13 protein-coding genes are annotated in these 25,639 nt (G+C 58.6%); 11 read left to right on the top strand and 2 right to left on the bottom strand.

All coding sequences use genetic code 11. From position 1 onward, the window contains the following. Window positions 1–308: 308 nt before the first annotated feature. The 3 genes from OQE62_RS10410 (at window position 309) to OQE62_RS10400 (ending at window position 12,487) form a co-directional block, all read left to right on the top strand. Window positions 309–1,766, top strand: a complete 1,458-nt coding sequence (locus tag OQE62_RS10410) for an outer membrane protein assembly factor BamB family protein (protein ID WP_265721968.1) — start codon at window positions 309–311, stop codon at window positions 1,764–1,766. Between the two features lie 95 nt (window positions 1,767–1,861). Continuing rightward, complete coding sequence (locus OQE62_RS10405; protein ID WP_265721967.1) at window positions 1,862–11,977, top strand: Ig-like domain-containing protein; 10,116 nt, start codon at window positions 1,862–1,864, stop codon at window positions 11,975–11,977. Window positions 11,978–11,992: 15 nt separating this feature from the next. Beyond that, on the top strand, window positions 11,993–12,487 hold the full coding sequence (locus OQE62_RS10400; RefSeq protein ID WP_265721966.1) for a hypothetical protein: 495 nt from the start codon (window positions 11,993–11,995) through the stop codon (window positions 12,485–12,487). Between the two features lie 117 nt (window positions 12,488–12,604). On the opposite strand, the gene OQE62_RS10395 is transcribed toward OQE62_RS10400, so the two are convergent. Then, entirely contained in the window at window positions 12,605–14,038 is a 1,434-nt protein-coding gene (locus OQE62_RS10395) for a transglutaminase-like domain-containing protein (RefSeq protein ID WP_265721965.1), read from the bottom strand. Window positions 14,039–14,212: 174 nt separating this feature from the next. Between OQE62_RS10395 and OQE62_RS10390 the strand changes: the two genes are divergently transcribed. The 8 genes from OQE62_RS10390 to glcF all read left to right on the top strand — a co-directional run bounded on the left by OQE62_RS10390 (window position 14,213) and on the right by glcF (window position 24,663). Beyond that, window positions 14,213–15,772: a serine hydrolase gene (locus OQE62_RS10390; protein WP_265721964.1), complete on the top strand. Its 1,560-nt coding sequence runs from the start codon at window positions 14,213–14,215 to the stop codon at window positions 15,770–15,772. Continuing rightward, complete coding sequence (locus tag OQE62_RS10385; protein WP_265721963.1) at window positions 15,769–16,815, top strand: S66 peptidase family protein; 1,047 nt, start codon at window positions 15,769–15,771, stop codon at window positions 16,813–16,815. The genes OQE62_RS10390 and OQE62_RS10385 overlap by 4 nt, the downstream gene beginning before the upstream one ends. A 328-nt stretch (window positions 16,816–17,143) precedes the next feature. After that, window positions 17,144–18,538, top strand: a complete 1,395-nt coding sequence (locus tag OQE62_RS10380; protein WP_265721962.1) for a Na+/H+ antiporter NhaC family protein — start codon at window positions 17,144–17,146, stop codon at window positions 18,536–18,538. A gap of 9 nt (window positions 18,539–18,547) precedes the next feature. Next, the gene (locus tag OQE62_RS10375; protein WP_265721961.1) at window positions 18,548–19,720 is read left to right on the top strand and encodes an exo-beta-N-acetylmuramidase NamZ family protein; all 1,173 of its coding nucleotides are present in this window, start codon (window positions 18,548–18,550) and stop codon (window positions 19,718–19,720) included. Between the two features lie 6 nt (window positions 19,721–19,726). Continuing rightward, on the top strand, window positions 19,727–20,917 hold the full coding sequence (locus tag OQE62_RS10370; protein WP_265721960.1) for an acyltransferase family protein: 1,191 nt from the start codon (window positions 19,727–19,729) through the stop codon (window positions 20,915–20,917). 1 nt (window position 20,918) lies between these two features. Next, window positions 20,919–22,349 (top strand): FAD-linked oxidase C-terminal domain-containing protein, encoded by a 1,431-nt coding sequence (locus OQE62_RS10365; protein ID WP_265721959.1) that lies wholly within the window; start codon window positions 20,919–20,921, stop codon window positions 22,347–22,349. Further along, a complete protein-coding gene (locus OQE62_RS10360; RefSeq protein ID WP_265721958.1) occupies window positions 22,342–23,394 on the top strand; it encodes an FAD-binding protein in 1,053 nt (350 codons plus the stop codon). Before OQE62_RS10365 ends, OQE62_RS10360 begins: the two co-directional genes overlap by 8 nt. A gap of 3 nt (window positions 23,395–23,397) precedes the next feature. Beyond that, window positions 23,398–24,663, top strand: a complete 1,266-nt coding sequence (glcF, locus tag OQE62_RS10355; protein ID WP_265721957.1) for a glycolate oxidase subunit GlcF — start codon at window positions 23,398–23,400, stop codon at window positions 24,661–24,663. 24 nt (window positions 24,664–24,687) lie between these two features. On the opposite strand, the gene murQ is transcribed toward glcF, so the two are convergent. Beyond that, complete coding sequence (murQ, locus tag OQE62_RS10350; RefSeq protein ID WP_265721956.1) at window positions 24,688–25,632, bottom strand: N-acetylmuramic acid 6-phosphate etherase; 945 nt, start codon at window positions 25,630–25,632, stop codon at window positions 24,688–24,690. Between the last annotated feature and the right edge of the window lie 7 nt (window positions 25,633–25,639).

Genomic DNA, 25,639 nt, shown 5'->3' with positions numbered 1-25,639 from the left:
AAAAGCGGGCCCAGGCCGAGGGTGGGGAAGGCTGATCGCTTACGAAAGGGAGTGAGTAGATATGCTTGCTGACAGTAAAGATATTAAAAATAGTGCGTATAATAAAAATATTTCTAATAGCATAGTTAGTATCTAAAGTTTGTATTATCTATATTGATCCAAAATCATGTACATGACATTTTGACAGTTTAGTTTGAAGGTTGATCTTCTGATCACCTTTTAAGGTACTAAATAATACTGTGCTTGTTTAAGTTGTATTCAGGTTGGTTGTTTTTAGTGCTCTTTAATCAGGTTTGAGAATAAAAAAGATGGCAATATCGTTTGTTGCTCGCTTTGCCGGCGGCGCAAGGGCGGTAGCTATGAATCTATCGTTCATGCTGCCAGCGACTTCCTTGCTGCTACTTTGTCTTTCTTTCCCGGCATTTGCCCAGATCGAGACTGAGCTCTTTTTTGAGTCTCCCGCGGAGGGGGCTCTTGTCAGTCAGCGAGATCCGGCTGTGCGCTTGAGATTGCGCAATTTTTCAGGTTCGGGATCTGGATCGGAGAAGCTTACGATCAATGTCGATGGGCAAGATTCTTCCATTTGTAACTTGGGTGTAGAGAGCGGGGTTGCCCACTGTCCTCTTAAAGAAGAGCTATCCGATGGTTGGCGGACAATTAATGCGGAGCTTTTGAGTGGGGAGATAATTATTGCTCAAGCAGCAGTTGTCGTTGCTGTGGACAGCGATGAGGATGGGATACCCAATCATGAAGACTCATGTGCAAGTACGCCACTGCAGGAGTCTGTTGATGGGGCAGGGTGTGCGCTCTCGCAGCTTGATAGCGATGGTGATGGCATTAGTGATGCAGAGGAGGTCGCTGCGGGAAGCGATCCCGCAGATGCGAGCAGCTTTCCGCAGGTTGAAATTCAAGCGTTCTCTGCACTACCCGAGCAGGTTGTGAGAGTGGGTGACAGTGTAGGTCTTAGTTGGTCGATTCAGGGGGCGAGTTCGGTAACGCTGACCAATGACGCCAACGAAACCCGGCTTGTCGCCCTGTCGTCTGTAGGGGCGGCGCAAGTCTCGCCCAGAATAAATACTACCTACTCCCTGACGGCGGAGGGACCTGGGGGCAATGCAAGTGCGCAGGTCCAGGTGAAAGTCCACTCCAAGCAGCCGGAGAATCTTTGGGGAGTCTCACCTATCGATCAAGTTCCCGAACCCATTGGTGCATCCCTGACAGTTGCGGGTGATGGCGCGGTATATCTTGGGGCCTTCGATGGTAACTACTATCGGTTTTTCCCGGATGGCTCCCTGGACTGGACGTTGGGAAATGCCGGCATAGCCATGAATCAAGCAGCAGTGGCCGATAGCAGGATTTTTGTAGGTACAAATGATGCTGACGGGGGACGAGTGCTCGCCTTGAAGGCCGACAAATCTCTGTCTTGGAAGGTGCATACTGCCAGCGGGGTGATTGCGAGTCCGGTGCTGAATGCAGATGCCTCCCGTCTCTACGTGGCTGGCTACGATGGGACCGTTCTTGGTCTCAGTTTGGCAGACGGAAGCGTGCAATGGCGCCATGAGCTGCCGGAAGGTGAAACCGTCAGTGCTGCGCCCACCATTAGCGAGGATGGCACAGTCCTCTATGTTCACACCAATAATCACCAGGTATTTGCCCTAGAAATACCTCAGCTCCCACAGACAATGTCGACGACGGGGGCCGGCATAACAAAACCTAAGTCATCAACGGTAATCTGGCAAAAGGATATACGTCCAGCTTCCCAATAGAGGGGGAGTCGATAAATAAGTATCCGCCACGACGTGATCACTTATAAAGATCCAGAGTTTTTCCTTTTCAGCATTGTTCCGGCTTGGCGCTGCTTATGATGAAGGCGTATGGCCGGGAAGCTTCAAATCCAATAAAGAAGAACAGAATGAGTTTGATTTCTTCCTTTAAAACTACTGTGATCAGAAGTGTTTTTCTGATATTCATATTTGGAATGCCGGCAATCTGCAGTAGTGCCGATGGAAATGGTGTGATTGATGTTCCAAGTCGAAGCTCCACTGGGCGCTTTGATATCAAATTTTCTCACTATGGCCCTCCTGGAGCAAGTTACAAGGTAGAGGTTTACCGAAACGGAGAACATGTCGAAAGGATTTCTCACTCTACGTTATTGAATTATGTTCCTGTTAAAGAGCATCTGGCAGATGGTTATTACCCGTATACTGTAGGGCAGACTGGAAATTGGCGGTTCCAGTACTGCACCTATGATGCTCCACCCCCTGATCCGGACCCGGATCCAGGCCCTTGCTGGCCGGGTGACCCCATATGCCCGGACCCGCTTTTCATGGAAACTATGAGCTATGGCTGGCAATGTCAGAGTACTCATAGTGATTCTGTCGTGGTCTCAAAACCTATAGAAAAGCCGAAATTCGATACACCCATTCCGAGTGAAAAAGATGCGGCAGATGGTCGCTATTCCATCAGTTGGAATAGGCCATCAACGACCACCAAGTTTAAGCTTCAGGAGAAAGTAGATTCTACGGGAACCTTCAAGAATGTAACTTTGGCAAAGAAAGATGCTACATCCTATACCCCGCCCAAGAAATCCAGGGGGCATACGTATTTCTATCGGTTGAAAGCCTGCAATAACCTCCAGTGTAGCAACGGCTGGACTCATGCTGCCGTAAAGGTTCTTAAAAATGAGGAGCCAAGCATAGCCTGGATAGAGTCTCCTCACGGCGGAACATTTCGTCCTGATGAATTGCCGACTATGTATGTTAAGGCAACTGACCTCAATGGCATACGAAGTGTTTATTTTTATCGGGATAATGGTTCAGACAGTGGAAGGTACTCTCTCGGGAAGGCGACGCCGGATAACGGGAGGTGCAGCGGTTGTTTTCGGTCAAACTGGACATCTAGCCCTCAGGGAGAGGGAATTAAAATCTGGGCCGAAGCGAAAGATAATCTGGGGGCTGTAGCTCTTTCCTCTGAAGCAAAAGTCGATGTTCTAGCGAATGCGGCACCTTCTGGCTGGTTGACGTCTCCCCCGGACAGTGTCGATCAGTATGAGAGTGTCACGCTGACTGCGGAAGCTTCAGACAGCGACGGCAGCGTATCCTCTGTGGAATTTCTGCTGGATGATGCCACGCTGGGAGTGGACGACACTGCACCTTACCAAATACCGTGGACACCCGAAGACGCGGGATCTTTCCAGCTTAAAGTTAGGGTTACCGATAACGAGGGGCTTGACCATCCTTCAAGAGAATACCCCGTTACGGTCGTGGCGCTCGAGCGACCTGACCCGCCGGCTGGCTTAAACATTGATGGATCTTCACGGCCCGTTCCTGACAACACTACCGGCAACTACACTGTGGAATGGGAGACGGAGACCAACGCGGATACTTACGCGCTGGAGCAGTTGCGCGTCGGCATAGACGAGGATTTCCAGCCGGTTGAGCTGGCCGATGAAGAAGTTCCCGGTCAGTACTTTCCGAATCAGGCTGCGGGGAGCTACCGCTATCTGGCCTATGCTTGTAACAGAGCGGGTTGCAGCGATCCGAGTGATGAAATTGCCATAGACGTCGTCAAGGAGGCACCAAAATCCCCTGAGGATCTATCGGCTACAGCGGTGCCCCAGTCTGAGGCGCTCACCGGAGAATATAGGCTTGAGTGGAAATCGATCGAGGAAGGTCCATTACCGGATTACTATGAACTGTGGGAAAAGGTCGGAGGGCCTGAGTCGTCCAATAATTGGGAGAACCTTGAGCCCAATGATTCAAATACACGCTTCCTGATCCCGTCAAAGGAACCGGGAACCTACAGTTACTACGTGAAGGCGTGCAACGCGTTCGACTGCAGCGAGTCCAGTGAAGTCTTGACTATCACTGTACTGCCGCCTCGGTTACTTGCCGCAGCTTTAGCCTGTGATGGAACATGTATAAGCCTGTCAGGCCATGGATTCGACCCGAATACTTCGTTGACTCTGACGGCGGTACACGACCCCAGCGTGAAGCAGACTTTCTCAACGGGCGACTTCGATCTTCTTTCGTCTACTGAAATGCAGATCCCGATTCAGCTGGACGGCGAACTTTACGATGCCCTGTTTGAACTGGGTGTGCGGGCGACGGTAGTAAACCCCAACGGCGCTAGAGGTGGTATTACGGTCTACGGAAACCGCGCGACCGAGATTATCGGTGAAACCCAGTCCGCACCGGCGCTCGCTTCAGATGGCACTCTCTACGTTGGCGCCGGCGAAAAGTTATACGCACTCGATGCCAACGACGGCAGTGTCAAACCTGCCTGGCCGTTTACCGCTGGTGGCGTCATCAAGGCGAGCCCGCGTGTCGACGGGGTAGATGGCACAGTCTATGTCGGTTCTCTGGATCACAGCCTCTATGCGGTTACGCCGGATGCTATTCAAAAGTGGCGCCTGGAAACTGGCGGCGAGATCGTTTCATCTGCCGTACTGGATGAAGACCGCGTGCTCTATTTTGGCTCGATGGACGGTGTTCTCTATGCCGTTAATGCGCCGAACGGCAGTGTGAAATGGACCTTCCCCGCCAACGGCGGTATTGCGAAATCACCCGTACTGGCCGGAGACAACACACTCTACTTCACCACCGTGGAGGACAGTCAGGTATACGCTATTCCCCGAGGTGTTGAGGGGCCGGGCAAGCTGGTATGGGAGAGTGTCGACGATTCGCTGATCTGGAAAGAAATCGGCGAATGGCAGCCGGGCCCATCCCAGAAATCCGAATTTCTGTCGATTGCGCGGTTGTATCGCGGTTTGCTGCAGCCGCCTCTGCCGTTCAGCAAGAAAGTTCTGACTTTCTGGACCTATCAGCTGATCGGCGGGTCTAGCAAAGTCGATATTGCCGAGGCCTTCCTGGAATCGGATACCGGCCGCACCAACTTCTCTCCTAATCAGGGAAATGGTGCTTTCATCGATGCGCTTTATGAACGGATGCTTCCCGGTCAGGACCAGCTGCAGCTGACATGGGGAGGTGTAGCCTATAGTCGTGCTATGTTGCTGGACATGTTGCAGAGTGACTACTCCCGCGCACAGATAGCGGTACTCTTTACCCAGTCGTTGGAGTACACCGCTGCAACCAGCGCCTTGCTTGGCCACGGTTTCGATTATCTTTACGACCAGGACTACAGCTGGGCTGTAACCGAGCGTGACGAGGGCAAGGAGTATACAAGGGATTGCGATGCGGATGGCCTGCCCGATTGGTGGGAAATACTCTACTTCAGCCATACCGACTATGACGGTGAGGCGGACCCGGACGGGGATGACACTACCAATGAGGAGGCTTTTGAGGGCAAGACAAGTCCCTGCGCCGCAGGCTGCTACAACGGTATAGGAGATGAACCGCCAGCGCCCGCCGATGCTCCCTATCTGGATCCGCTTGAATTAAAAATGTCCTCGGAAACCGGTTCCCTACCGGGTGAATTCCGCGTGAACGAGGCCGGAGCCGCGACTTACTCGATCCCTCTGAGTTTGCCTGTTGGTACCGGCGGGGTAGCTCCCGATCTGGCGCTTGAATATTCCAGCCAGGGTGGCAACGGTATATTAGGTCAGGGGTGGAACCTGAAAGGCCTCTCTGCAATTTCCCGCTGTCGCAAGACCCTGGGACAGGACGGGGAAAGTGCGCCCATCACCTGGGGTGCGGATGATCGTTTCTGTCTCGACGGCCAGAGGCTATTGCTGGTGGGCGGTGGCAATTACGGTGATCCCGGCAGCCAGTATCGAACGGAAGTCGACAGTTATCTGCTGGTAACAGCCCGCGGTGGAACTGCGGGCAAACCCGGGTACTTCACCGTGGAACGCAAGGATGGCTCCATCAGCTACTACGGCCGCGGCAACAAGTCCCGCCAGACAGTTGCTGGCAGCGGTACTCTCAACTGGGCGGTCAGCCGCTACGAAGATAGTGCGGGTAACGGCATCGAGTTCGTATATGCGAAGAACGGCGGCCATCGCATCAGAGAGATCAGATACGCTTATGGCGATGGTAACACTCCGGGTGCGAAGGTGGCCTTTGACTATGAAGGCCGTACCGACAAGGTTCGCGGTTACCTTGCCGGTGCACTCCTGGCTACTGACAAACGCATGACGGAGATCGAGGTGCATGGCGACAATAATATGTTACTGCGTCGCTATGAATTCGACTATCTGGAAAGTGACCACGACTACCTCAGCCGTATAGAGCGGATCCGAGAGTGCGCCGGTGGGGAATGTCGGCCGGATACGATATTTGAGTGGCGGCTACCGGCTATCCATTTCACGCCGGACTACACAACGTCGGTGCAACTAAGCAGCCAGAGAGACCGGGCCGCCATCTCGCCCCGTCCGGTGGACATCAACGGAGATGGACGCCTGGACCTGATCTGGCAGGAACCGGATTGGTATGAAGATGGTTCCGGAAAGATTGCGTTCCAGATCTGGAAGTATGTTCTGGCCACAGATGATGGATTTGGCCCTGAAGAAGTGGCATTTCAGGATGGTGCCAATGTCCGCAACCCCTATCGTTGGGAGATGCTGGACCACAATGCCGACGGCCGAGCGGATTTGGCTGTCTACATAAAAGGGGAAGAACGATGGAAGATATTCCGCTCTAGTGTAGGTACGGATGATTGGTTCTTTACCTATCCTTTTGGCGGAGATGGAGACGATACGCCAATTACCGATGAGAATACGCGGTTCGTCGATATTAATAGCGACGGACTGGCAGACGCCGTCTATTCCGATGGCTATCGCCTGTTGAAGAGGGATATTGACCAGCCGGAAAATCAATCGGATATCTACCATTTTGGTGAGGAGCACACATGGCAGATCGAAGGACTGGAATCTTGGGGAGAGATTGACGAAACCTATGAATCGGTTTCTCAATACCTTAACCCGGATATTGCAGGCGATTTCGACGGTGATGGACGGATAGATCTGGTACTGATGGATACCAAGCAGGTTTGGGAGCAGGTAGGCCTGGGACTCGAACTCGGTGAACAGCACACCCGTGCCTATGTCGTCAAAGTGGAAGGAGATAGGCTCGTTGCAGGCGAGAAGTTGCTTGATTTTGTTCAAGCGGAGGGTTTCGACGGCAAGAACCGTGAGACGGATGCCAGCCCGTATGATCGTCACCGCGATCTTGAACAAAAGTTGTTGTCTTCGGACATCAATAGCGATGGCTTGGCAGATCTGCTGCTGGCAAATGACGATAGCTATCGCTATAAGCTGAGCACTGGTATGGGCTTTGCTCCTCATGTGCCGCTTGGAGACTTTCCGGAAGATGTACATTTCAATTGGTTCGACTACGAAGGCGATGGTGATGCCGATCTCGCCTGGCGCAGAGAAGATGAAAATGGTGTATATGATAGGGTGATGGTCCGGCGTTGGCAGAGTCACTCACAGGAATTTTCCTCCGAAGAAATTGCCCTGACACTGAAGAAAACCCGTAAAGGTGGTCAGGATATTTTCGTCGATATGAATGGAGATGGTTCGACCGACTATCTGGAGTTCCATAACGATACCCTCTACATCTACCATTCACCTGATCGCAGGGTGGCGCCTAACGTAATCGAGGGGATCACCAATGGCCTCGGTGCCGAGACCCGTATTGAATATGATTCCACGGTGTCCTCCGGTCATTACGCCCGCCTGGGAATTCAAGGAGTCGGTGGAGATGGCTGCTGGCAGACCGAGGATGCGAACACCTTCAGCACAGGAACAGAGAATTGGTGCCAGCAATATCAGATGGAGGATGGCCACGCTTTTTACACGGAACTCAACCGCAATTGGAGCGGCAGCCACAGCCTAGGGAAAACCGGGCCCGTACTAGAGCAGCTGGGCGCTCAATTCCTGGTAACTCGCGTAGAGAGCAGCGCTCCTGCCGCCAATGACGAGCCTGGCGATGTAGACTACGATGCCCGAAGTGCTATCAGCTACTTTTACGGTCGCGCTTTGCTGCAGGCCGGTGGTCGAGGCCTTCTGGGATTCCATGAAATTCGTACCGTCGATGAGCAGAGTGGTATAGAGACAACCACCAGCTATCGCCAGGATTACCCTTTCCAGGGTCGGCCGTTGCGCACTGAGGTCCGGTCTCAGGATGGCATGCTGCTCAGTGAAGCGGAGAATACCTGGCAGCTACAAGGATGGAAGTCCACCTGGCCCGATTCTGTGCAAGAGGGCACTGCCGCTTTGGGCCCGCTGAAACCTTATATCGCTGAGAGTGTCGAGAAAGCCTACGAGCTTGAGAGCAATGGACAACGCGAGGGGGACCTGCTCAAGACAGTGACGACGACGACTGAGCAGGATGCGCACGGCAACCCGACCAGCATCGTCGTTACCACAGAAGCAGCCAACGGCGATACCTTCGAGACGGAAACTGTCAACGAATACGTAGTTGGCGGTGGCGCTAGAAGTGTAACCTTCAACAATCCGGAACATGGCTTCAATGGCTACCCGGAACTGGGGCGAATCCTGTCAACGACAGTCACTCACAGGCGAACGGAGGGTGGCGAGAGCGATTCCGCAATCCGAAAAAGTGGCTTCTCCTATTATGATAACGGTAACGAGGCCGGCCTACTTAAAGAGGAGATCGTTGAACCTGGGGATGAGCGGCTGCGCCTTGCCACTCGCTATGAGTACGACCGTTTCGGGAACAAAGTATTGGCCGAACAATCGGCTGCCAATGAAGAAACGCGTCTGCAACGCTGGATCTACGATGTGACCGGACGCTTCATAGAGCGGGAAGAGAACAGCTATGGGCAAACCACGAGCCGTGTGTTGGAACGCGACAACTACGGCCAACCGACTCTAGTTGAGGATATTGCTGGCGTTCAGACCACTTTTTCCTATGACCCTTTTGGGCGCCAGGTGTTGGAATACAGTGCCACCGGCGCACACAAAATTGGCCTGTTTGGCTCTGCCGGCAGTCAGTGTCCATCGGGAGCCATCTATCAGCGAACGGAACGCAAAGGCGGTGGTAGTGAGGTTATAACCTGCTTCGACAGCCTGGCACGGGAGGTGCGCGTTGCCACTCTTGCGTTCGACGGTGGCTGGAACTACGTCGATACAGAATATGACAGCCGGGGGAAAATCAAGCACAAGTCTGAGCCCTATAAGGCTGGGGGGAGCAACTACTGGCAAACTCAATACTATGATCGAATGGGCCGCGTAATTGGCACTGACCTGCCCGGTGTTGACGGAACAAACGGGACCGATTTCGATATTGCTGTTCAGTACGACGGCTACGCGAGCATCACGACGAATCCCGCGGGACAGGTACATCGCGAAGTCAAGAATGCCGTGGACGAGAAGATCAGGGTTCGGGATAACCTGGGCAATATTCAGGAGTTCAAGCACGATGCTCAAGGTAATCTGCGCTTTGTGATTAACAAGGGTGATGGTAGTCGCAATCTTCGCACGGAGATGGATTACGATCTCCGTGGCCGGAAGATATACATGTCCGACCCGGACAAGGGCGAGTGGCATTACAAGTACAACGCCTATGGAGACCTTGTTGAACAGATCGACGCAAAAGAGCAGCGAGTAATCAATAACTACGACAGACTCGGGCGGTTGGAGGAACGCATAGATGTCGACGAGTCCGGCAATACCGTGGAGACGACGCTTTGGGGTTATAACAATGAAGCTGTGGCCGATGCCTACGGCACGCCGCCCGGTGCGCTTCGCGAAGTCATGGAACTCGAATCCGGCTTTATCAAGTTACATAGCTACGACAGCTATGGCCGTCCAACCGAAACGGTCACGAGTCTCAGCGACGGTGACGATCACTATGAGTTGACCAACTACGACGACTACAGTCGTCCATTCCAGGTATTCGATGCCGGAGGCGATGGCAGCTGGGAAAGCAGTGCTGTCCAGTATGAATACAAGTTCGGTTACCTGGAGCAGGTGATAGACGCCGAGCAAGTCAACCTTGCGAGTGGAGAGCAGTTCTATACCGTCCTGAATATGGATGCGCGAGGGAATGTCACTAAATACGTGAATGGCAATGGCGTCACTACTGAGAAGACCTACGACCCAGCCACGGGTCGCCTGCTCGGACAGAGTGCTCACGTATTGGGTGCCGCGGAGATCCAGTCTTTGGCTTACCACTGGGATGACTTGGGTAACCTGGAATACCGGGAAGATAACAGTGGTGATAAGAAGCTGCAGGAGGACTTCACCTACGATGACCTGAACCGTTTGGAAAGTGCCACAGTCAGTGGGCGCGAAACTCAGTCCGTTAAGTATGACGGTCTCGGCAACATCATCCATAAATCGGATGTCGGCGATTACTACTATGGCAGCGATTGCCGGGAGGCTGCAGGTCCTCACGCCGTCTGCGAGACCTCTGACGGCGTCAGTTACGAATATGACGCCAACGGAAACATGGTCAGCGATTCCAGCGGTAGGTCGCTAAAATACACGACTTTCGACAAGCCGTCAGAGATCAGCAAGGATGGCCACAAGACGGAATTCCAGTACGGCCCGGATCGCAAACGCTATCTCAGGATAGATACGGACGGTAATGGGCAAGTCACCGAGACCCGCTATATCGGCAGTGTCGAAAAAGTGACCAGGAATGGTGTGACTGAAATCAAGCGCTACCTGCCCGGCGGAGCATTGGTGACCGTCTCCGGAGGGGAGAGGGAAAGCCAATACCTGCACAAGGATCATCTGGGCTCGCTGGATGTCATAACAAATGGTGATGGCCAGATCGCCAGGGACGACAATAATCGGCAACTGGTATTCAGTTTTGACGCCTGGGGGCAGCGCCGTAATGCGCTGGACTGGAGTGAGCTGCTGAGTGGGGCGCTAGTTGGCTTCGACGCCAGTATCACCACCCGCGGCTTCACTGGCCACGAGATGCTGGATCAGGTCGGCTTGATCCATATGAACGGGCGGATCTACGATCCGCGACTGGCCAAGTTCCTGCAGGCGGACCCGTTCGTACAGGAGCCCGGCTATAGCCAGTCCCACAACCGCTACGCCTATGTGTGGAACAATCCACTGAATGCAACGGATCCGAGCGGATACTTTGTTGGATTCACGCTGATTGCGACCATCGCATTGGCTGCGGCAGAAACGACGGTGGTATGGTACGTAGCCGGGGGGATAATGGCTGCTGCAGGGTTTATGGACGCCCTAGCTCAAGGTGCGACCGCTAGCCAGGCGCTTCAGGGAGGGCTTATAGCCGGTGTTTCCGCGGCTGCTTTTGCTGGTATCGGAGAGTATTTAAGTGGCGGTTTTGAGGGAAGTTTTGCCGCGGGGCTGAGCGGAGAGGGTTTTGCACTCAAGCTGGGCTTGCATGGCCTTGCCGGTGGTGTCATGTCCGAACTGCAGGGCGGCAAGTTTGGTCATGGCTTTGCAGCGGCGGGATTAACGGCCTTGGGAACCAGTTTCAACAACTCGAATCATATTGGTGGAGAAGGATTCAGTATGGGGCGTGTTGCGATTGGTTCGGTGATTGGCGGTACGGCTTCGAAAGTATCGGGTGGTAAGTTTGCAAATGGGGCGGCGACTGGAGCATTTAGCCAAGCTCTAAATAATGAAATGAGTGAGCAGAGAAATTACGAGGCCTCTCAGAAAAAGCACGAGCTTACTCCTCAAGAACGTGCCGAAGCAGTGGAAGCTCTAAGAGAACATGCAGTTGATATTGCAAAAAGGATTAGAAATAAGGATCAATCTGTATGGGACGAGCTGCTGGTTGATTCCAATAGCAATCTGGAGAAAATAAAAGCTGGAGTTTCACTTCAAGGAGTTGGTACAAAAGCTCTGTCTGCTGAAGTATCTGCAGATATGCAAGATTTAGCAGTTGTTCCTTTAGAAATAGGGAAAAAACTGGTAGCCAGTAAAGGAAACTGGGCAAAGGCTCTTGGAGCTGTAGCTGTGGAGCGTGTTTATAATAGCAGCAAGTTTTCCGTTAGTACTTTTATTGCATGTCCGGAAGGAGCATGTGAGGGTACATTGTATTTCAAGATGACTCTGTAGTTAGAGTAAATGGTTATGAGTGATTATTTTTATTTTTCGATAATTCTTTGGATCTTTTCTCAAGTCGGATGCGTTTATGCTGAGGATAGTATTTCCGAAGAGTATTCAAAGCGCCAGAAGGCTCTAGTTAGCGATTTGGCTCGTGATTGGAATGATAAAGCCAAGTTTGGTGATTTTGGCGATTGGGAGCGATTCTGCCAATTGTTGGATGATGGATGGGAGCCAAAGTCTAGTCTAGAAAAAGCATATACTACTTATATGCTTGAAAACTCTGTGTTTGTTAATGATTTTCCTTGTCTAGGTGGTTTTTCAAGAGTCGCCAAGATATATAATGTGACAGATAAGTTTTTTATATATACTGTGGCACTTCATGCAGATTCTGAAACAGTTGAAAGTATATATGGAAAAATGTGTTTAGGTTTTGTCAAACATAGGTATCCAAGTATCTATAAAGCTGCTGAACGTAATTCTAAAGAAAGGTTCTTGGCGCTAGTGGATTGTGATTCGTGAAATCGGAAATATGAATCCTGAGCACTTCCACGCTTAGCCAAAATCCTAATCGCTGGTCTCCTGATCGCGGATCAGTGATTTCCGGCGCGGTTGCCAATTTCCCTTCTCTGCCGCGCCTCAGTTCTCTTCCACCAGTTGCCAGTCGAGCTGGTAGTCCCACTGGTCGAAATACAGGTTGCCGCCGCGCCACTCGACTTCCCCGCGCTGGGAGTCCACTGTCTCCGAACGAAAATGCCGCTTGGCGGGCACGAAAGGCCGACCGTAATCGGTATTGAATACCAGCCTGTAGGCGTCTAGGCCGCCGAGATAGAACCAGGTTTCCCGCTCTGTATTGCCGGCCAGCTTGCCGTGGGTGACATCCATCGGCAGCCACCCGTAGGGAGCGAGATAAAGTTCCCCCCAGTCGTGCATGGTGTCGAAGCTTCCGGGCGAGAATTCCCAGCCGGACTGCCAGCGGGCCGGTATGCCGTTCAGGCGCATCAGTGTCATCAGCAGCAGTGTTTTCTGGCCGCAGTCGGCGTGGCCGGCGTCGGCGGCATACTGACTGATATTGCGAATAGTGGAGTATTCGCGCGCGCCGGCCCAGGGAATACGGCCCACATACGCAAACAGTTTTTGCGCAATGCGGTAGGGATTGCCCTCGTTGCCGACGATGCGCTTCGACAGGGTGCGCAGCTCCGGTGTGAAGCGAATATGCGGCGGGCGCTCCCCGAGAAACGGGGCCTGCCCTGAGTCGGCCGGCAGTGGCTCCACCTTGTGTGGATCGATGGGTGTAAACCGGGCGATGCTGTCGAAACTGTAACTGACCCTGAACTCGGTGGCGCTGTCCGCGCGAGCCTCTTTCTGGAAATGGATGGTCCGCTGCGGTGTTCCCCGCGGGGCCAGTTCGAAGTCAGCCGGAGAGCTGGCCAGCAGTTTGATATTCTCCTGCAGTCCGGGCAGTTCCTGTGGAAAGGGCAGCCAGGCGCGGACGGTTTCACCGGGCGGGATCGCGTCTTTCTTCACGGACAGGGTGTAATCGACCCGAATCCGCCTTTTTACCGGCGCCGCGGACCGGATGATTTCGCGGTGATGGGAATGAATGCCGTAGAGCGGGGCACCTTCGGAAAAATGCCGGAAAACCTCACTGCGTCGGGCCGCCGCATCGGAAATGTGCAGCAGGTTGTAAGCTGCCTTGTCAAAATAGCGGCGCTCGCCATCGATCACCTTGTATTCGAGCAGTCCCTCACTGTGCCAGCGGCTAATTTCGTCGGCAGTCGCGGCGGGTATATAGTGGCGAATGGCGGTATTCAAATCGTCTTCGCTGAGCGTGAACTCTTTTTCGATACGCCGCATTCGCTCCGATTCGAATAGCAGTCGGTGGCGGGTTTCCTCCGGTTGCGATTTGTCGAGCAATTGCCGGATTTTGGCGCGCGCCTGCCGGTAGTGCCCCTGATCCACCAGATCCTGCACGCCATACAGGCCGCTCTGGCGGTCTGCAGCGGCCGATGAAAGGGCAAACAGGGTGGAGAAAAGCAGGGCGAGTTTTCGCGGCAGTCGATGATGGTGCACGGCGGTCTCCGGAAGCGCTTGCTGGCGTCTGGAATAATTTATATTTACATGCCTTTTTGTGGTTGATAAGTTATTCTGAATGGCCGGTGCCGTCAAGTGGGGCTGTCGCGGGTTTGCCGGCGGTAGATTTTTCGGGATGAACAGGCCGGCATAGGCTTTATGGGGGACAGTAGAGTGCAAACGCAAATTCTCGCCGTATTGGTGGCCCTGTTGCTGGCCGCCTGTTCCGGGCCCGCTGACGCCGCGGGGGAGGATGCGGAATCCCTGGTCGCGCGGGTGCTGGAGGAGGAGCGGGTGCCCGGCGCCGCCGTGGGAATCTGGCACCGCGGGGAACCGGTGCTGCTGCGCGGTTTCGGCGTCACCAATGTGGACAGGCCGCGGCCGGTGGATGCGCAGACCCAGTTCAAGCTCGCCTCCACCACCAAGGCGTTTACCACCGCGGCGCTGGCGCTGTTGGTAGAAGAGGGCAAGCTGCAGTGGGACGGTCGGGTGGTGGACTACCTGCCGGCGTTCCAGATGGGCGATCCCTGGATCACGCGGGAATTCCGCGTGGAGGACCTGCTCACCCACCGCTCCGGCCTCGGCGCCGGCGCCGGCGACCTGATGCTGTGGCCGCAGCCGAATCAATTCACCCGCGAGGATGTCCTCGCCGGTCTCAAGTACCTGCCCATTACCAAAAAATTCCGCGCCGACTACGCCTACGACAACCTGCTCTACATCATCGCCGGCGAACTGATCGAAGCGGTTTCCGGACAGACCTACGAAGACTTCGTGCAGCAGCGGTTGCTGGCAAAGCTGGAGCTGGAGCACTGTTCTGCCGGGCCAGTGCCCGAGGCGGCGCGGGACAATCTGGCCGATCCCCACCGGCTCGAAGACGGGCAGCTGGTAGTGGATACCCCCAATCTCGCCGGCGATGAACCGATCGTGCTGGCGGCGGCCGGTGGCATGCATTGCAGCGCCGGCGATATGTTGCGCTGGCTGCGGACCCTGCTGGCCGGCGGTGTGACGCCCGAGGGCGAGAGAATTTTCAGCGAGCAGACCCGCGACCGCCTGTGGAAGCCGGTTACGCTGATGCCCCTGTCCGACGCTCGGGCCGAGCGGGATGCGGGCCACTTCTATGCCTACGCGCTGGGCTGGCGGGTACAGGATATGCACGGCAAGCGGGTGATCCACCACACCGGCTCCCTGTCCGGCATGTACGCCTGGACGGCACTGGTGCCGGAGGAGGAACTGGCGCTGGTGGTGCTGATGAACCGCAGTGCCGGTGTGGCCCGGCAGTCCCTGATATACGGTCTGTTGAAACCTTACCTGGGCGCGGAGCCGAGGGACTGGCTGGCGTATTTCCAGGACCTCTACGGCGGTGCCTCCGAGCCGTCGGCGCCGGAGCGTTACCCGCACCCGCAAGTCGAGTCGCCGGTGGGCGACAGCGCCTTGCCCGGGCGCTACCGGGATCCCTGGTTCGGTCCCATCGAGATCGATGGCGGCGGGGACACGCTGCGCTGGCGATCGCTGAAATCCTCCAGGCTCGCGGGCAGCCTGGCGCGGGCGGCGCCGGGTGTCTGGAGCCTGCGCTGGGACGATCGCAGCCTGGAGGCGGACGCCTGGCTGATGGCCGAGCGGGATGCGGAGGACAAGCTGGTGCTGACCCTGCAGCCGCAATCGCGGGGTGTCGACTTCAGTTACGATTTTCAGGACCTGCGCTTCGAGCGGGTTAGAGGTGAGGAACAGCAATGAACAGACGCACCCTGATCAAAGGCCTGGTATCGGTGCCGTTGCTGGGCGGCCTGGCAGCGGCCCCGACGGCCGGCGCCGCGCCGTCCACCGGTGAGCTGCGGCTTCCGCGGCGCCTGGAGCGGGGCATGACCGTGGGGCTGGTCACCCCGGCCAGCAATGTCTGGGAAAACGAGGATATCCGCTTCGCCATCGACGTGGTGAAATCCCTGGGCTTCCGCGTGAAGGAGGGGGAGCATCTCTACCGGCGCAACCAGTACCTGGCCGGCCCGGACGCTGCGCGGGCGCAGGATATCAACGCCATGTTCGCAGACGATAGTGTCGATGCGGTCTTCTGCCTGCGCGGCGGCTACGGTACGCCCCGGATCCTGCCGATGCTCGATTACGACACCATCCGCGAGAACCCCAAGGTGCTGATGGGCTACAGCGATATCACCGCGCTGCTGAATGCCATTGTGCAGCGCAGCGGTGTGGTCACTTTCCACGGGCCCATCGCCGCGCAGAATTTTACCGACTACACCCTGGCGGAATTCCAGAAGGTACTGGTTGAGGGGCAATCGCCGGTGCCCCTGGGCGCGCCGCCGCCGTTCGAGACGCGCCCTGGACAGGTGGAGCGCGACAACCGCATTACCCGTTTTCGCGGCGGCAGCGCGCGCGGCCGCCTGATCGGCGGCAACCTGACGCTGATGTGCAGCCTGCTGGGCACGCCCTTCGAGCCGGATTTTCGCGACAAGCTGCTGTTCCTGGAAGATGTGGGGGAGGCGCCCTACCGGGTCGACCGGATGCTGACGCAGCTGTGGCTGGCGGGTAAGCTGGACGAAGTGTCGGGGATCGCCTTCGGCAAATTCACCGAGGCGGATGTCGATGGCAACAGCTTCAGTATCGAACACGTATTGCGGGAGCGCTGCGCCGGACTGGAAGTACCGGTGGTACGCGGCCTGATGATCGGCCATGTGGAAGACCAGACGGTGATACCCGTGGGGGGCATGGCGGAACTCGACGGCGACGCCGGCAGCCTGAAATTGCTCGAGCCGGTGGTCAGCTGAGCGGGCCGCTGCCAGCTAACGCATTGGAGGATAGACCGGGGAGCCGGTGCGGGGTGCGCCATCAACAGACGCCTTGAAAATTGGCATTTGGGGAAACAATGCAATTGTTCTCTCTTGGAGGTCGGAAAAGAATGCCGGGGTACGAAGAGAAGGCCCTGCTACCGGGAGAAGTGTGCGGGACCGTATGAGACAGGGATGTCGATTACGAGCGTACAGGGATGTATTCACAGCGTGTCCCGCACACTTCTCCCGGTAGCAGGGCCGTCACCGGCGCTTCTTACGGGCGAGGCGGGCCAAGCACAAAGCCAATAATAACGACAGAAGCTGTATGAATGATTTAACCTGGATCACCCTGTTACCGCCCTTTATCGCCATCGGCCTGGCGCTGCTTACCCGGCAGGTCTACCTGGCCCTGTTTGCCGGTATCTGGCTGGGATTTTTCCTGCTCAACCATTCCGGTTTTTTTCCTTCGCTGGCCGAAGCGCTGGACGGCGTACTGGCGGTGCTGGCCAATCCCGGCGATGCGCGGGTGGTGGTGTTCACCCTGGTGATCGGTGCCTTTATCGTCACCCTGGAGCGCTGCGGTGCGGTGAGCGGTTTTGTTAGCTTCCTGGAACGCAGCCGGTGGGTGACCAATGGCCGGCGCGCCCAGTGGATGGCCTGGCTGGTGGGGATCGTCATCTTTATCGAATCCAATATCACCGTGCTGGTGGCGGGCACGGTTTCGCGGCCGCTGTTCGATCGCTTCAGGATTTCCCGGGAAAAACTCGCCTATATCATCGACTCCACCTCCGCGCCCATCTGTATGCTGATTCCGCTCAACGCCTGGGGCGCGTTCAACCTGGGCCTGCTCGACGGCCTGGGGGTGGGCAATCCTCTGGCGGTGCTGTTGGCCAGTATTCCGCTGAACCTCTACGCGATCTGTGCCGTGGCCATGACCGCCTTTACCATCAACCGGAACTACAACCCCGGACCCATGGCGGCGGCGGAGGCCCGCACCGCCGCCGGTGATGTGGACGGTGTCGATATTTCCGGGAGCGGCGACGAGCACGGCAAGGCGAAACCGCGCCTGCTCAATATGCTGTTGCCGGTGCTGGTCCTGATACTGGCCATGCCCACGGGGCTGTGGATCACCGGCAACGGCGAGATATTCGCCGGTTCCGGTTCTACCTCGGTACTCTGGGCCTCGCTGGCGGCACTCGCAGCGGTGTCGGTACTGGTGTTGTTCCAGCGCGTCATGACGCTGGACGAACTCAGCCACACCTGGATGGAAGGGGCGGGGCGCATGTTGCCCCTGGCGGTGATCCTGGTGCTGGCACTGGCGCTCGGCGGGATATCCCAGGCGCTGGGTACCGGTGAGTATGTGGCGGGCATGGTGGGCGACAGTATTCCGCTGTTCCTGTTGCCGCTGAGCATCTTCCTGGTTTCCGCCGTAATTGCTTTTTCCGTCGGCTCCAGTTGGGGCACCTTCTCGATCATGCTGCCGATTGCCATTCCGGTGGCGACGGCACTGGGGGCCGAGCCGGCGCTGTTCGTCGCCGCGGTGCTGTCCGGTGGTATTTTCGGCGATCACTCGTCGCCCATTTCCGATACCACCATTGTCTCCTCGCTGGCTTCGGGCACCGAGCATATCGACCATGTCAGGACCCAGTTGCCCTATGCCCTGCGCGCCGGTGCCATCAGCGCAGTGGGATTTGTCGCGCTGGGCGTGATGATGTTGTAGGAAATGAAGATGTATTTATCCGCAATGTCCCGCTATCTACTGGTACTGACACTGTTGCTTTCCGTCGGGGCCTGTGCCGACAGCGCCCTGCGAACCGGCGCTGAACAGCCCGGGCGCTATCTGCCGCTGCTCGAGGGTGGCAAGGTGGGCCTGGTGGTCAACCAGACCTCCCGGGTCGGCGAGCGGCACCTGATCGATTTCCTGCGCGAGCGGGACCTGGATATCGAGCGTATATTTGCCCTGGAGCACGGTATCCGCGGCGATGTCGAGAACGGTGGCAGGGTGGACGACGGCGTGGACGGTCCCAGCGGCCTGCCGATCGTTTCCCTGTACGGCGGCAATCACAAGCCGTCCCGCGAAGAGGTGCGGGATCTCGACTGGCTGCTGTTCGATATCCAGGATGTGGGGGTGCGTTTCTATACCTATATCAGTTCGCTGCACTACCTGATGCAGGCCTGTGCCGACTATCAAGTGCCGCTGCTGGTGCTCGACCGGCCCAATCCCAATGGCGACTATGTGGACGGACCGGTGCTGGAAAAGGAATACCGCAGTTTTATCGGCATGCACCCGATACCGCTGGTGCACGGCCTTACCGTGGGCGAGCTGGCGCGGATGATCAACGGAGAGGGCTGGCTCGAGGGCGACGCCCGCTGCGACCTGACGGTGATTCCCGTTGCCGGCTACCGCAAGCAGATGCGCTATTCACTGCCGGTGGAGCCGTCGCCGAACCTGCCCAACGATCGCGCCATCCGCCTCTACCCGTCGCTGGGGCTGTTCGAGGGCACTGTGGTCAGTATCGGGCGCGGCACCGAGTATCCCTTCCAGGTGATCGGCCACCCGGACGATCGCCGCGGCCGCTATTCCTTCGAGCCGGTTTCCATGCCCGGTGCCAGTGAAAACCCCAAATACAGAGGGCACCGGCTGCGCGGCGACGACCTGCGCGGCGGCGATCCGGACGAGCGCTTTACGCTTCGCTACCTGATCGACTGGCGAGGTCGTACGGGGGAATCCGGCGAAGCCTTTTTCTCCCGCGCGGAGTTTTTCGACAAGCTGGCGGGCACCGATGCGTTGAGGCTGGCAGTGCTGGCGGGCAAAAGCGAGGCCGAAATCCGCCGCGGATGGCAGCCGGCGTTGCAGCGCTACCTGCAGCGGCGCCGCCCCTATTTGCTCTACCCGGAGTAGCCCACCATGTATTCCCGCCACGCACAGGAAATTCTCGCCGGGGTGCCCGAGGGGCGGCTGGTGGCGGTGGACCTGCTGCGCGGCTTTGCCATCGCCGCCATGGTGCTGGTCAACAACCCGGGTAGCTGGTCATACGTCTACGCACCGCTGGCGCACGCCGAGTGGCACGGCTGGACGCCCACCGATGTGATCTTTCCGCTGTTCCTGTTTGTCGTCGGCCTGTCGCTGGTGCTGGCCAACGGCGGCGGGAAAGAATTCCCGGCGGTGGGTTGGCGGTATTGGTCGCGCGCGCTGAAACTGTTTGCGCTGGGGCTTTTGCTGGCAATCTTTTTCTACAACTTCCACGACGCCTCCTACAGCTGGCCGCAGGATCGCCTCGAGAATATCCGATGGCTGGGGATACTGCAGCGCATTGCCCTGGTATACATCATCTGCTGCTACCTGCTGCGCTGGTGTTCACCGCGGGGATTATTGCTCGTTGCGTTGGCATTGGTGGCGGTCCCCTGGCTGCTGATGCTGTCGGTGCCCTATGCCAGTGATTCCGGGGAAGTGTTTCGCGGTGAACTGTCTTTCGGCAATCACTTTTCCGCCTGGCTGGATCAGGCGGTGCTGGGCAGCGCGCACCTCTACTACCGGAACGCGCAGCCCTTCGCCTTCGATCCGGAGGGGCTGTTGACCACGTTGCCCGCTGTTGCCACCTGCCTGCTCGGTGTGCTGGCGGGGCTCGGCTGGAAAGCCGCGGAGCCGTCGCCCGCGGGGAAAACACGCATCGCCATGCGCTGGCTGGTGTGCGGGCTACTGTTGCTGGGGCTGGGCCAGTTGCTGCACCCCTGGGTGCCGATCAACAAGGCGCTCTGGTCGCCGAGTTTTGTCGCAGTTACCGGCGGCGTTTCGCTGATCCTGCTGGCCGCCTGCTTCTATTTCGCCGATATCCGCCGGCATCACCGCGCGCTGGCGCCGCTGCTGGTACTCGGCGTCAACGCCATCGCCCTGTTTATGCTCGCGGGCATTGTCGGGCGCCTGTTGATCATGGTTCCGGTGGGAGACTTGTCGCTGAAGCAGTGGCTGTTCGATGGATTCTATCGGCCGTTGTTCGGCGGCTATGGCGGCTCACTGCTGTTTGCCCTGAGCTGCCTGGCGGTCTTCTATGCTGTGATGTGGCAGCTTTACCGGCGCCGGATTATCTGGAAGGTGTGAAATGCGTTTCGACCGCGATCCCATTATTGAGGCCCTGCGCAAGATTGTTCCGGCCGATCGTGTACTGAGTGGCCGCGAGCGCGTGGCGCCGTTCGAATGCGACGCGCTGCCGGTCTATCGCGCAAGCCCCCGCGCCGTGGTACTGGTGCGCTCGGAGGCCGAAGTGGTGGCGGTGGCGAAACTCTGTCGCCGGCAGCGGGTGCCGCTGGTTACCCGCGGCGCCGGCACCGGGCTGTCCGCCGGCGCCCGGCCCCTGGAGCGCGGTGTGCTGCTGGTGACCAGCGGTATGGACCGCATCCTGTCGGTGAATCCGGATTCGATGACCGCGCGCCTGGAGCCCGGGGTCGTGAACCTGCAGATATCGCGCGCCGCCGCCGCACACGGTCTCTATTACGCCCCGGATCCGTCCTCGCAGATCGCCTGCTCCATCGGCGGCAATGTGGCGGAGAATGCCGGCGGTGTGCACTGCCTCAAGTACGGCGTCACGGTGCAGAATGTCACCGGGCTGCGCCTGGTCACTGCCGACGGCGAAATCCTGACTCTGGGGAGCGACTGCCTGGCGCAGCCGGGCTACGACCTGCTGGCGCTGGTACACGGCTCCGAGGGCGGCCTCGGCATCGTCACCGAGGTGACCGTGGGGCTGACGCAGAAACCGGCGCAGACGCGCACGCTGATGGCCGATTTTTCCACGGTGCGCGCGGCGGCCGATGCCGTATCGACCATCGTGCGCGCGGGGGTGGTGCCGGCGGCGCTGGAAATGATGGACGCACTGGCCATCGAGGCGACCGAGCAATTCTGCCACGCCGGCTACGCCCTGGATGCCGCCGCCATACTGCTGATCGACCTGGACGGCCAGCCCGAAGAGGTGGCCGCCGAGCTGGCACTGGTGGAATCGGTGCTGGCGAACTCCGGCGCCAGCCGGGTGCAGTGTGCCGCCAGCGATGCGCAGCGCGAACTCTGGTGGAAGGGCAGGAAGAGTGCCTTTCCCGCCGTCGGTCGCCTGAGCCCGGACTACTACTGTATCGACGGCACCGTTCCCCGCCGCCGCATCGGCGATGTGCTGGAGGCCATCGACCGCTTCGCGCGCCACTATCGGTTGCGGGTGGCCAATGTGTTCCACGCCGGCGACGGCAACCTGCACCCGATCATCATGTTCGATGGTCGCGAGCGGGATGCACTGGACAGGGTGGAACACCTCGCCGCCGATATCCTGGAGTACTGTATCGAGGTGGGCGGCACCATCACCGGCGAACACGGCGTGGGCCTGGAAAAGATCGACCAGATGGCGGTGCAGTTCGGCGATGCGGAAATCGCGCAGTTTCTCGCCGTCAAGGACGCGCTCGATCCGGACAGGCTGCTCAACCCGGACAAACTGATTCCCACCCTGGCCCACTGCCAGGAATACCGAATGCTGAGGAAATCCGATGGCTGAGCGGGATTGCAGCCTGCAGTTGCAGGAGCAGGTACAGCGGCAACTGCAGAGCGGGGCGGGCGAGGGCCTGGACATTGCCGGCGGCGCCAGCCGCACCGGCTTCAACCTTGCCGTCGGCGAAAATCCCCTGAGCCTCGCCGAGCACGCCGGCGTCATCGACTACCAGCCGGACGAACTGATGCTGAAGGTGCGCAGCGGCACGTCGCTGGCGTCGCTGGAAAAGCTGCTCGCCGCCGAGGGACAGGGATTTGCCGCGGACATTCCGCGGCCCGGCGCCGGCAGTACCATCGGCGGCGCCGTGGCCACTGGCTGGGACGGTCCCGCGCGCGTTTTCGGCCTGTCGCTGCGGGATGTGGTGATCGGCTGCCGGATGTTGAACGGTCGGGGAGAGATCGTGAATTTCGGTGGCCAGGTGATGAAGAATGTGGCCGGTTACGATCTGTCGCGGCTGCAGGTGGGCGCCCTGGGCACCCTGGGGGTGCTGCTGGACGTGACCCTGCGGCTGTGGCCGCAGCCGGAATACAGCCTGACCCGCAGCTTTGTCGCCAGTGTCGATGACCTGCCGCAGTGGTGGCAGAAGACGCGCTTGTTGCGCCCGCTGATCAGTGGGGCCTGTCACTGCGGCGATCGGTTGTACCTGCGCCTGAGTGGCCGCCGGGCGGCGGTCGTGCCGCTGCTGGATTCGCTCGGTGGCGAGGACAGCGATTTCGACTGGTGCGCCGTGCGCGATCTTCGCCACCGGTTTTTTTCGGCGGAACAGCTCGCCTGTGTCTATCTGCCCAGGGCCATGCCGTTCGAGCCGCGCAGCGGCACCGCCATGGTGGATTGGGAAGGGGCCCGGGTCTGGGTCGCGGACGGCGATCACGGGGCGCTGCAGCGGCAGGCCGCTGAGCTGGGCGGTTTCGTCAGGATACTTCGCGGCCGGGTTCTGGCTGCGGCTGGCGGCGGTGAAGACTGGCACCGCAGGATCAAGCGGGCATTCGATCCGGAGGGACTGTTCAACCGCGATCTTTATCGGACCCATTTCGGCGGCGCGGAGGTATAAGCCATGCAGGTGAACCTGGTCGAAAACCTGATTTCCGAAGACGAGGCGCAGCGCGCGGAAAAAATCCTCAATGCCTGTGTCCACTGCGGCTTCTGCACGGCCACCTGTCCCACCTATCTGCAGAACGGCAACGAGCTGGACAGCCCTCGCGGGCGCATCTACCTGATCAAGGAAATGCTGGAAACCGGTGAGGCCGGCCCCGCCACGCGCACGCACCTGGATCGCTGCGTGACCTGCCAGAGCTGCGAGACCACCTGCCCGTCCGGTGTCGAGTACCACCACCTGGTGTCCATCGGCCGCGAAACCGTCGAGCGCCTGGCGCCGCGCAGTTTTCTGCAGCGGAGTATCCGCGGCCTGCTGCGGCAACTGTTGCTGTCGCCGCGCCTGCTGAAGGGAATGCTCGGGCTCGGCCGCCTGGTGTCTCCCCTGTTGCCGCGCAGCCTGCGCCGGGTCTATTTCCCGACCGGAGGAAGCCGGCAGCAAGCCGCCGCGGGCACTGGCGAGGAGAGTCGGGCGGAGGCGGTGCTGCTGGTGGGCGGCTGCGTGCAGCCGTTGCTGCGCCCGGAAATCGACTCGGCGCTGGCGCGGATACTCGATTACTGCTCGGTGCCCGTTTTGCGCACCCGGTCTGCGGGCTGTTGCGGCGCCGCCAGCTACCACACCAGCGCCGAGGAACAGGCCCGCGAGCTGGCGCGGGAGAATATCGATCACTGGTGCGCGCAGCTGGATGAGCGCCCGGTGCGGGCCATTGTCTCCAGTGCTTCCGGCTGTGCGGTCCACCTGAAGGACTACCCGGCGCTGCTGGCCGACGATCCCGGTTACCGGGAAAAGGCGGAAAGGGTGGCGGCGCTGTTGCGCGACCCGGTGGAGCTGGCGGAGGAAGTTCTGCGCGAGGCGCCGCTGGATGCGGAGCTGCTGGGCGGGCTCAGAAACACCGTCTTCCACTGCCCCTGCACACTGCAGCACGGCCAGCGGCTGGGCGGCAGGGTGGAGGCGCTACTGTCGCGCCTGGGCATGCAGTTGCCGGAAGTGGAGGATGCACACCTGTGCTGTGGCTCGGCCGGAACCTATTCAATGCTGCAACCGGCCATGGCCCGCGCGCTGCGGGAGGAAAAGTTGCGGAAATTGCAGGCCACCGATCCCGACACCATCCTGACCGCCAATATCGGCTGCCTGTTGCACCTGCAGGGGGGCACGGAAAAGCCGGTGCGGCACTGGCTGGAAGTTGTCGCCGATGCGCTGGACAGCGCGCGGGAGGGCATCCGGTGATGGGCACGCTGCGCTTTGCCCATCCTACAGGGCGGCTTTCTTTTGCCCGTTATCCTGCACCTGCTGCAGTGCGCGACGCAGGAAGCCGTCGGCCCTGTTCAGGGCCTCTTCCGCGGCGGCATTGTCGAGCCCGCTCAGAATCATCATGATGGCGAGCTTGGCATTGTGGTCGCACTGGCCGAGGACGCGGTCGGCCTCCTCCAGCGAGACGCCGGTGGCCTCCATGACGATGCGGCGGGTGCGGCCGCGCAGTTTGGCGTTGGTGGCCTTTACGTCCACCATCAGGTTGTAGAAGCTCTTGCCGAGCCGGATCATGCTGGCGGTAGTCAGCATGTTGAGCACCAGTTTCTGTGCCGTGCCCGCTTTCATGCGGGTGGAGCCGGTGAGGATTTCCGGGCCCACTTCCGGCAGTATCCTGATATCGGCCTCTTCGGCAATGGCCGCCGTGCCGTTACAGGACAGGGCGACGGCGGTGCAACCGAGTTTGCGCGCATAGCGCAGGCCGCCGATCACATAGGGGGTGCGCCCGCTGGCGGCGATGCCGACCACCACATCTTTGTCTGTCAGTTGGATGCGCTCCAGGTCGGACTGGCCCAGGGCCGGGTTGTCTTCGGCTCCCTCCTGGGCGCGGTACACGGCGTCTTCGCCGCCGGCGATCAGCGCGATCACCATGTCTTCCTCCACACCGTAGGTGGGCGGGCACTCGACGGCGTCCAGTATGCCCAGGCGCCCGCTGGTGCCGGCTCCCATGTAGACGAGCCTGCCGCCGGTCCGGAATGCCTCGACAATGTGGTCCACTGCCTCTGCGATCTGCGGTATCACGCGCTGCACCGCCTCCGGCACTTCGCGGTCGGCGATGTTGATTTTCTCCAGCACCGAGGCGGTCGGCAGCAGGTCGATATCCTGCGTGTCCGGGTTGCGCGCCTCGCTGTCGAGAAGGCTTAATTCCTGTATGAGGTCTTCGTACATGGTCTGG

The sequence above is a fragment of the Microbulbifer halophilus genome (genome assembly GCF_026183675.1).
Taxonomy (GTDB): Bacteria; Pseudomonadota; Gammaproteobacteria; order Pseudomonadales; family Cellvibrionaceae; genus Microbulbifer; species Microbulbifer halophilus.
The sequence above is the reverse complement of the archived record's forward strand: the minus strand, read 5'-3'. Positions and strand labels throughout refer to the sequence as shown.

Excerpts from the sequence above, each read along its gene's own strand:
- OQE62_RS10410 (WP_265721968.1), top strand. The coding sequence starts at position 309 with ATGGCAATATCGTTTGTTGCTCGCTTTGCCGGCGGCGCAAGGGCGGTA.
- OQE62_RS10405 (WP_265721967.1), top strand. The coding sequence starts at position 1,862 with ATGATGAAGGCGTATGGCCGGGAAGCTTCAAATCCAATAAAGAAGAAC.
- OQE62_RS10400 (WP_265721966.1), top strand. The coding sequence starts at position 11,993 with ATGAGTGATTATTTTTATTTTTCGATAATTCTTTGGATCTTTTCTCAA.
- OQE62_RS10385 (WP_265721963.1), top strand. The coding sequence starts at position 15,769 with ATGAACAGACGCACCCTGATCAAAGGCCTGGTATCGGTGCCGTTGCTG.
- OQE62_RS10380 (WP_265721962.1), top strand. The coding sequence starts at position 17,144 with ATGAATGATTTAACCTGGATCACCCTGTTACCGCCCTTTATCGCCATC.
- OQE62_RS10375 (WP_265721961.1), top strand. The coding sequence starts at position 18,548 with ATGTATTTATCCGCAATGTCCCGCTATCTACTGGTACTGACACTGTTG.
- OQE62_RS10370 (WP_265721960.1), top strand. The coding sequence starts at position 19,727 with ATGTATTCCCGCCACGCACAGGAAATTCTCGCCGGGGTGCCCGAGGGG.
- OQE62_RS10365 (WP_265721959.1), top strand. The coding sequence starts at position 20,919 with ATGCGTTTCGACCGCGATCCCATTATTGAGGCCCTGCGCAAGATTGTT.
- OQE62_RS10360 (WP_265721958.1), top strand. The coding sequence starts at position 22,342 with ATGGCTGAGCGGGATTGCAGCCTGCAGTTGCAGGAGCAGGTACAGCGG.
- glcF (WP_265721957.1), top strand. The coding sequence starts at position 23,398 with ATGCAGGTGAACCTGGTCGAAAACCTGATTTCCGAAGACGAGGCGCAG.
- murQ (WP_265721956.1), bottom strand. The coding sequence starts at position 25,632 with ATGTACGAAGACCTCATACAGGAATTAAGCCTTCTCGACAGCGAGGCG.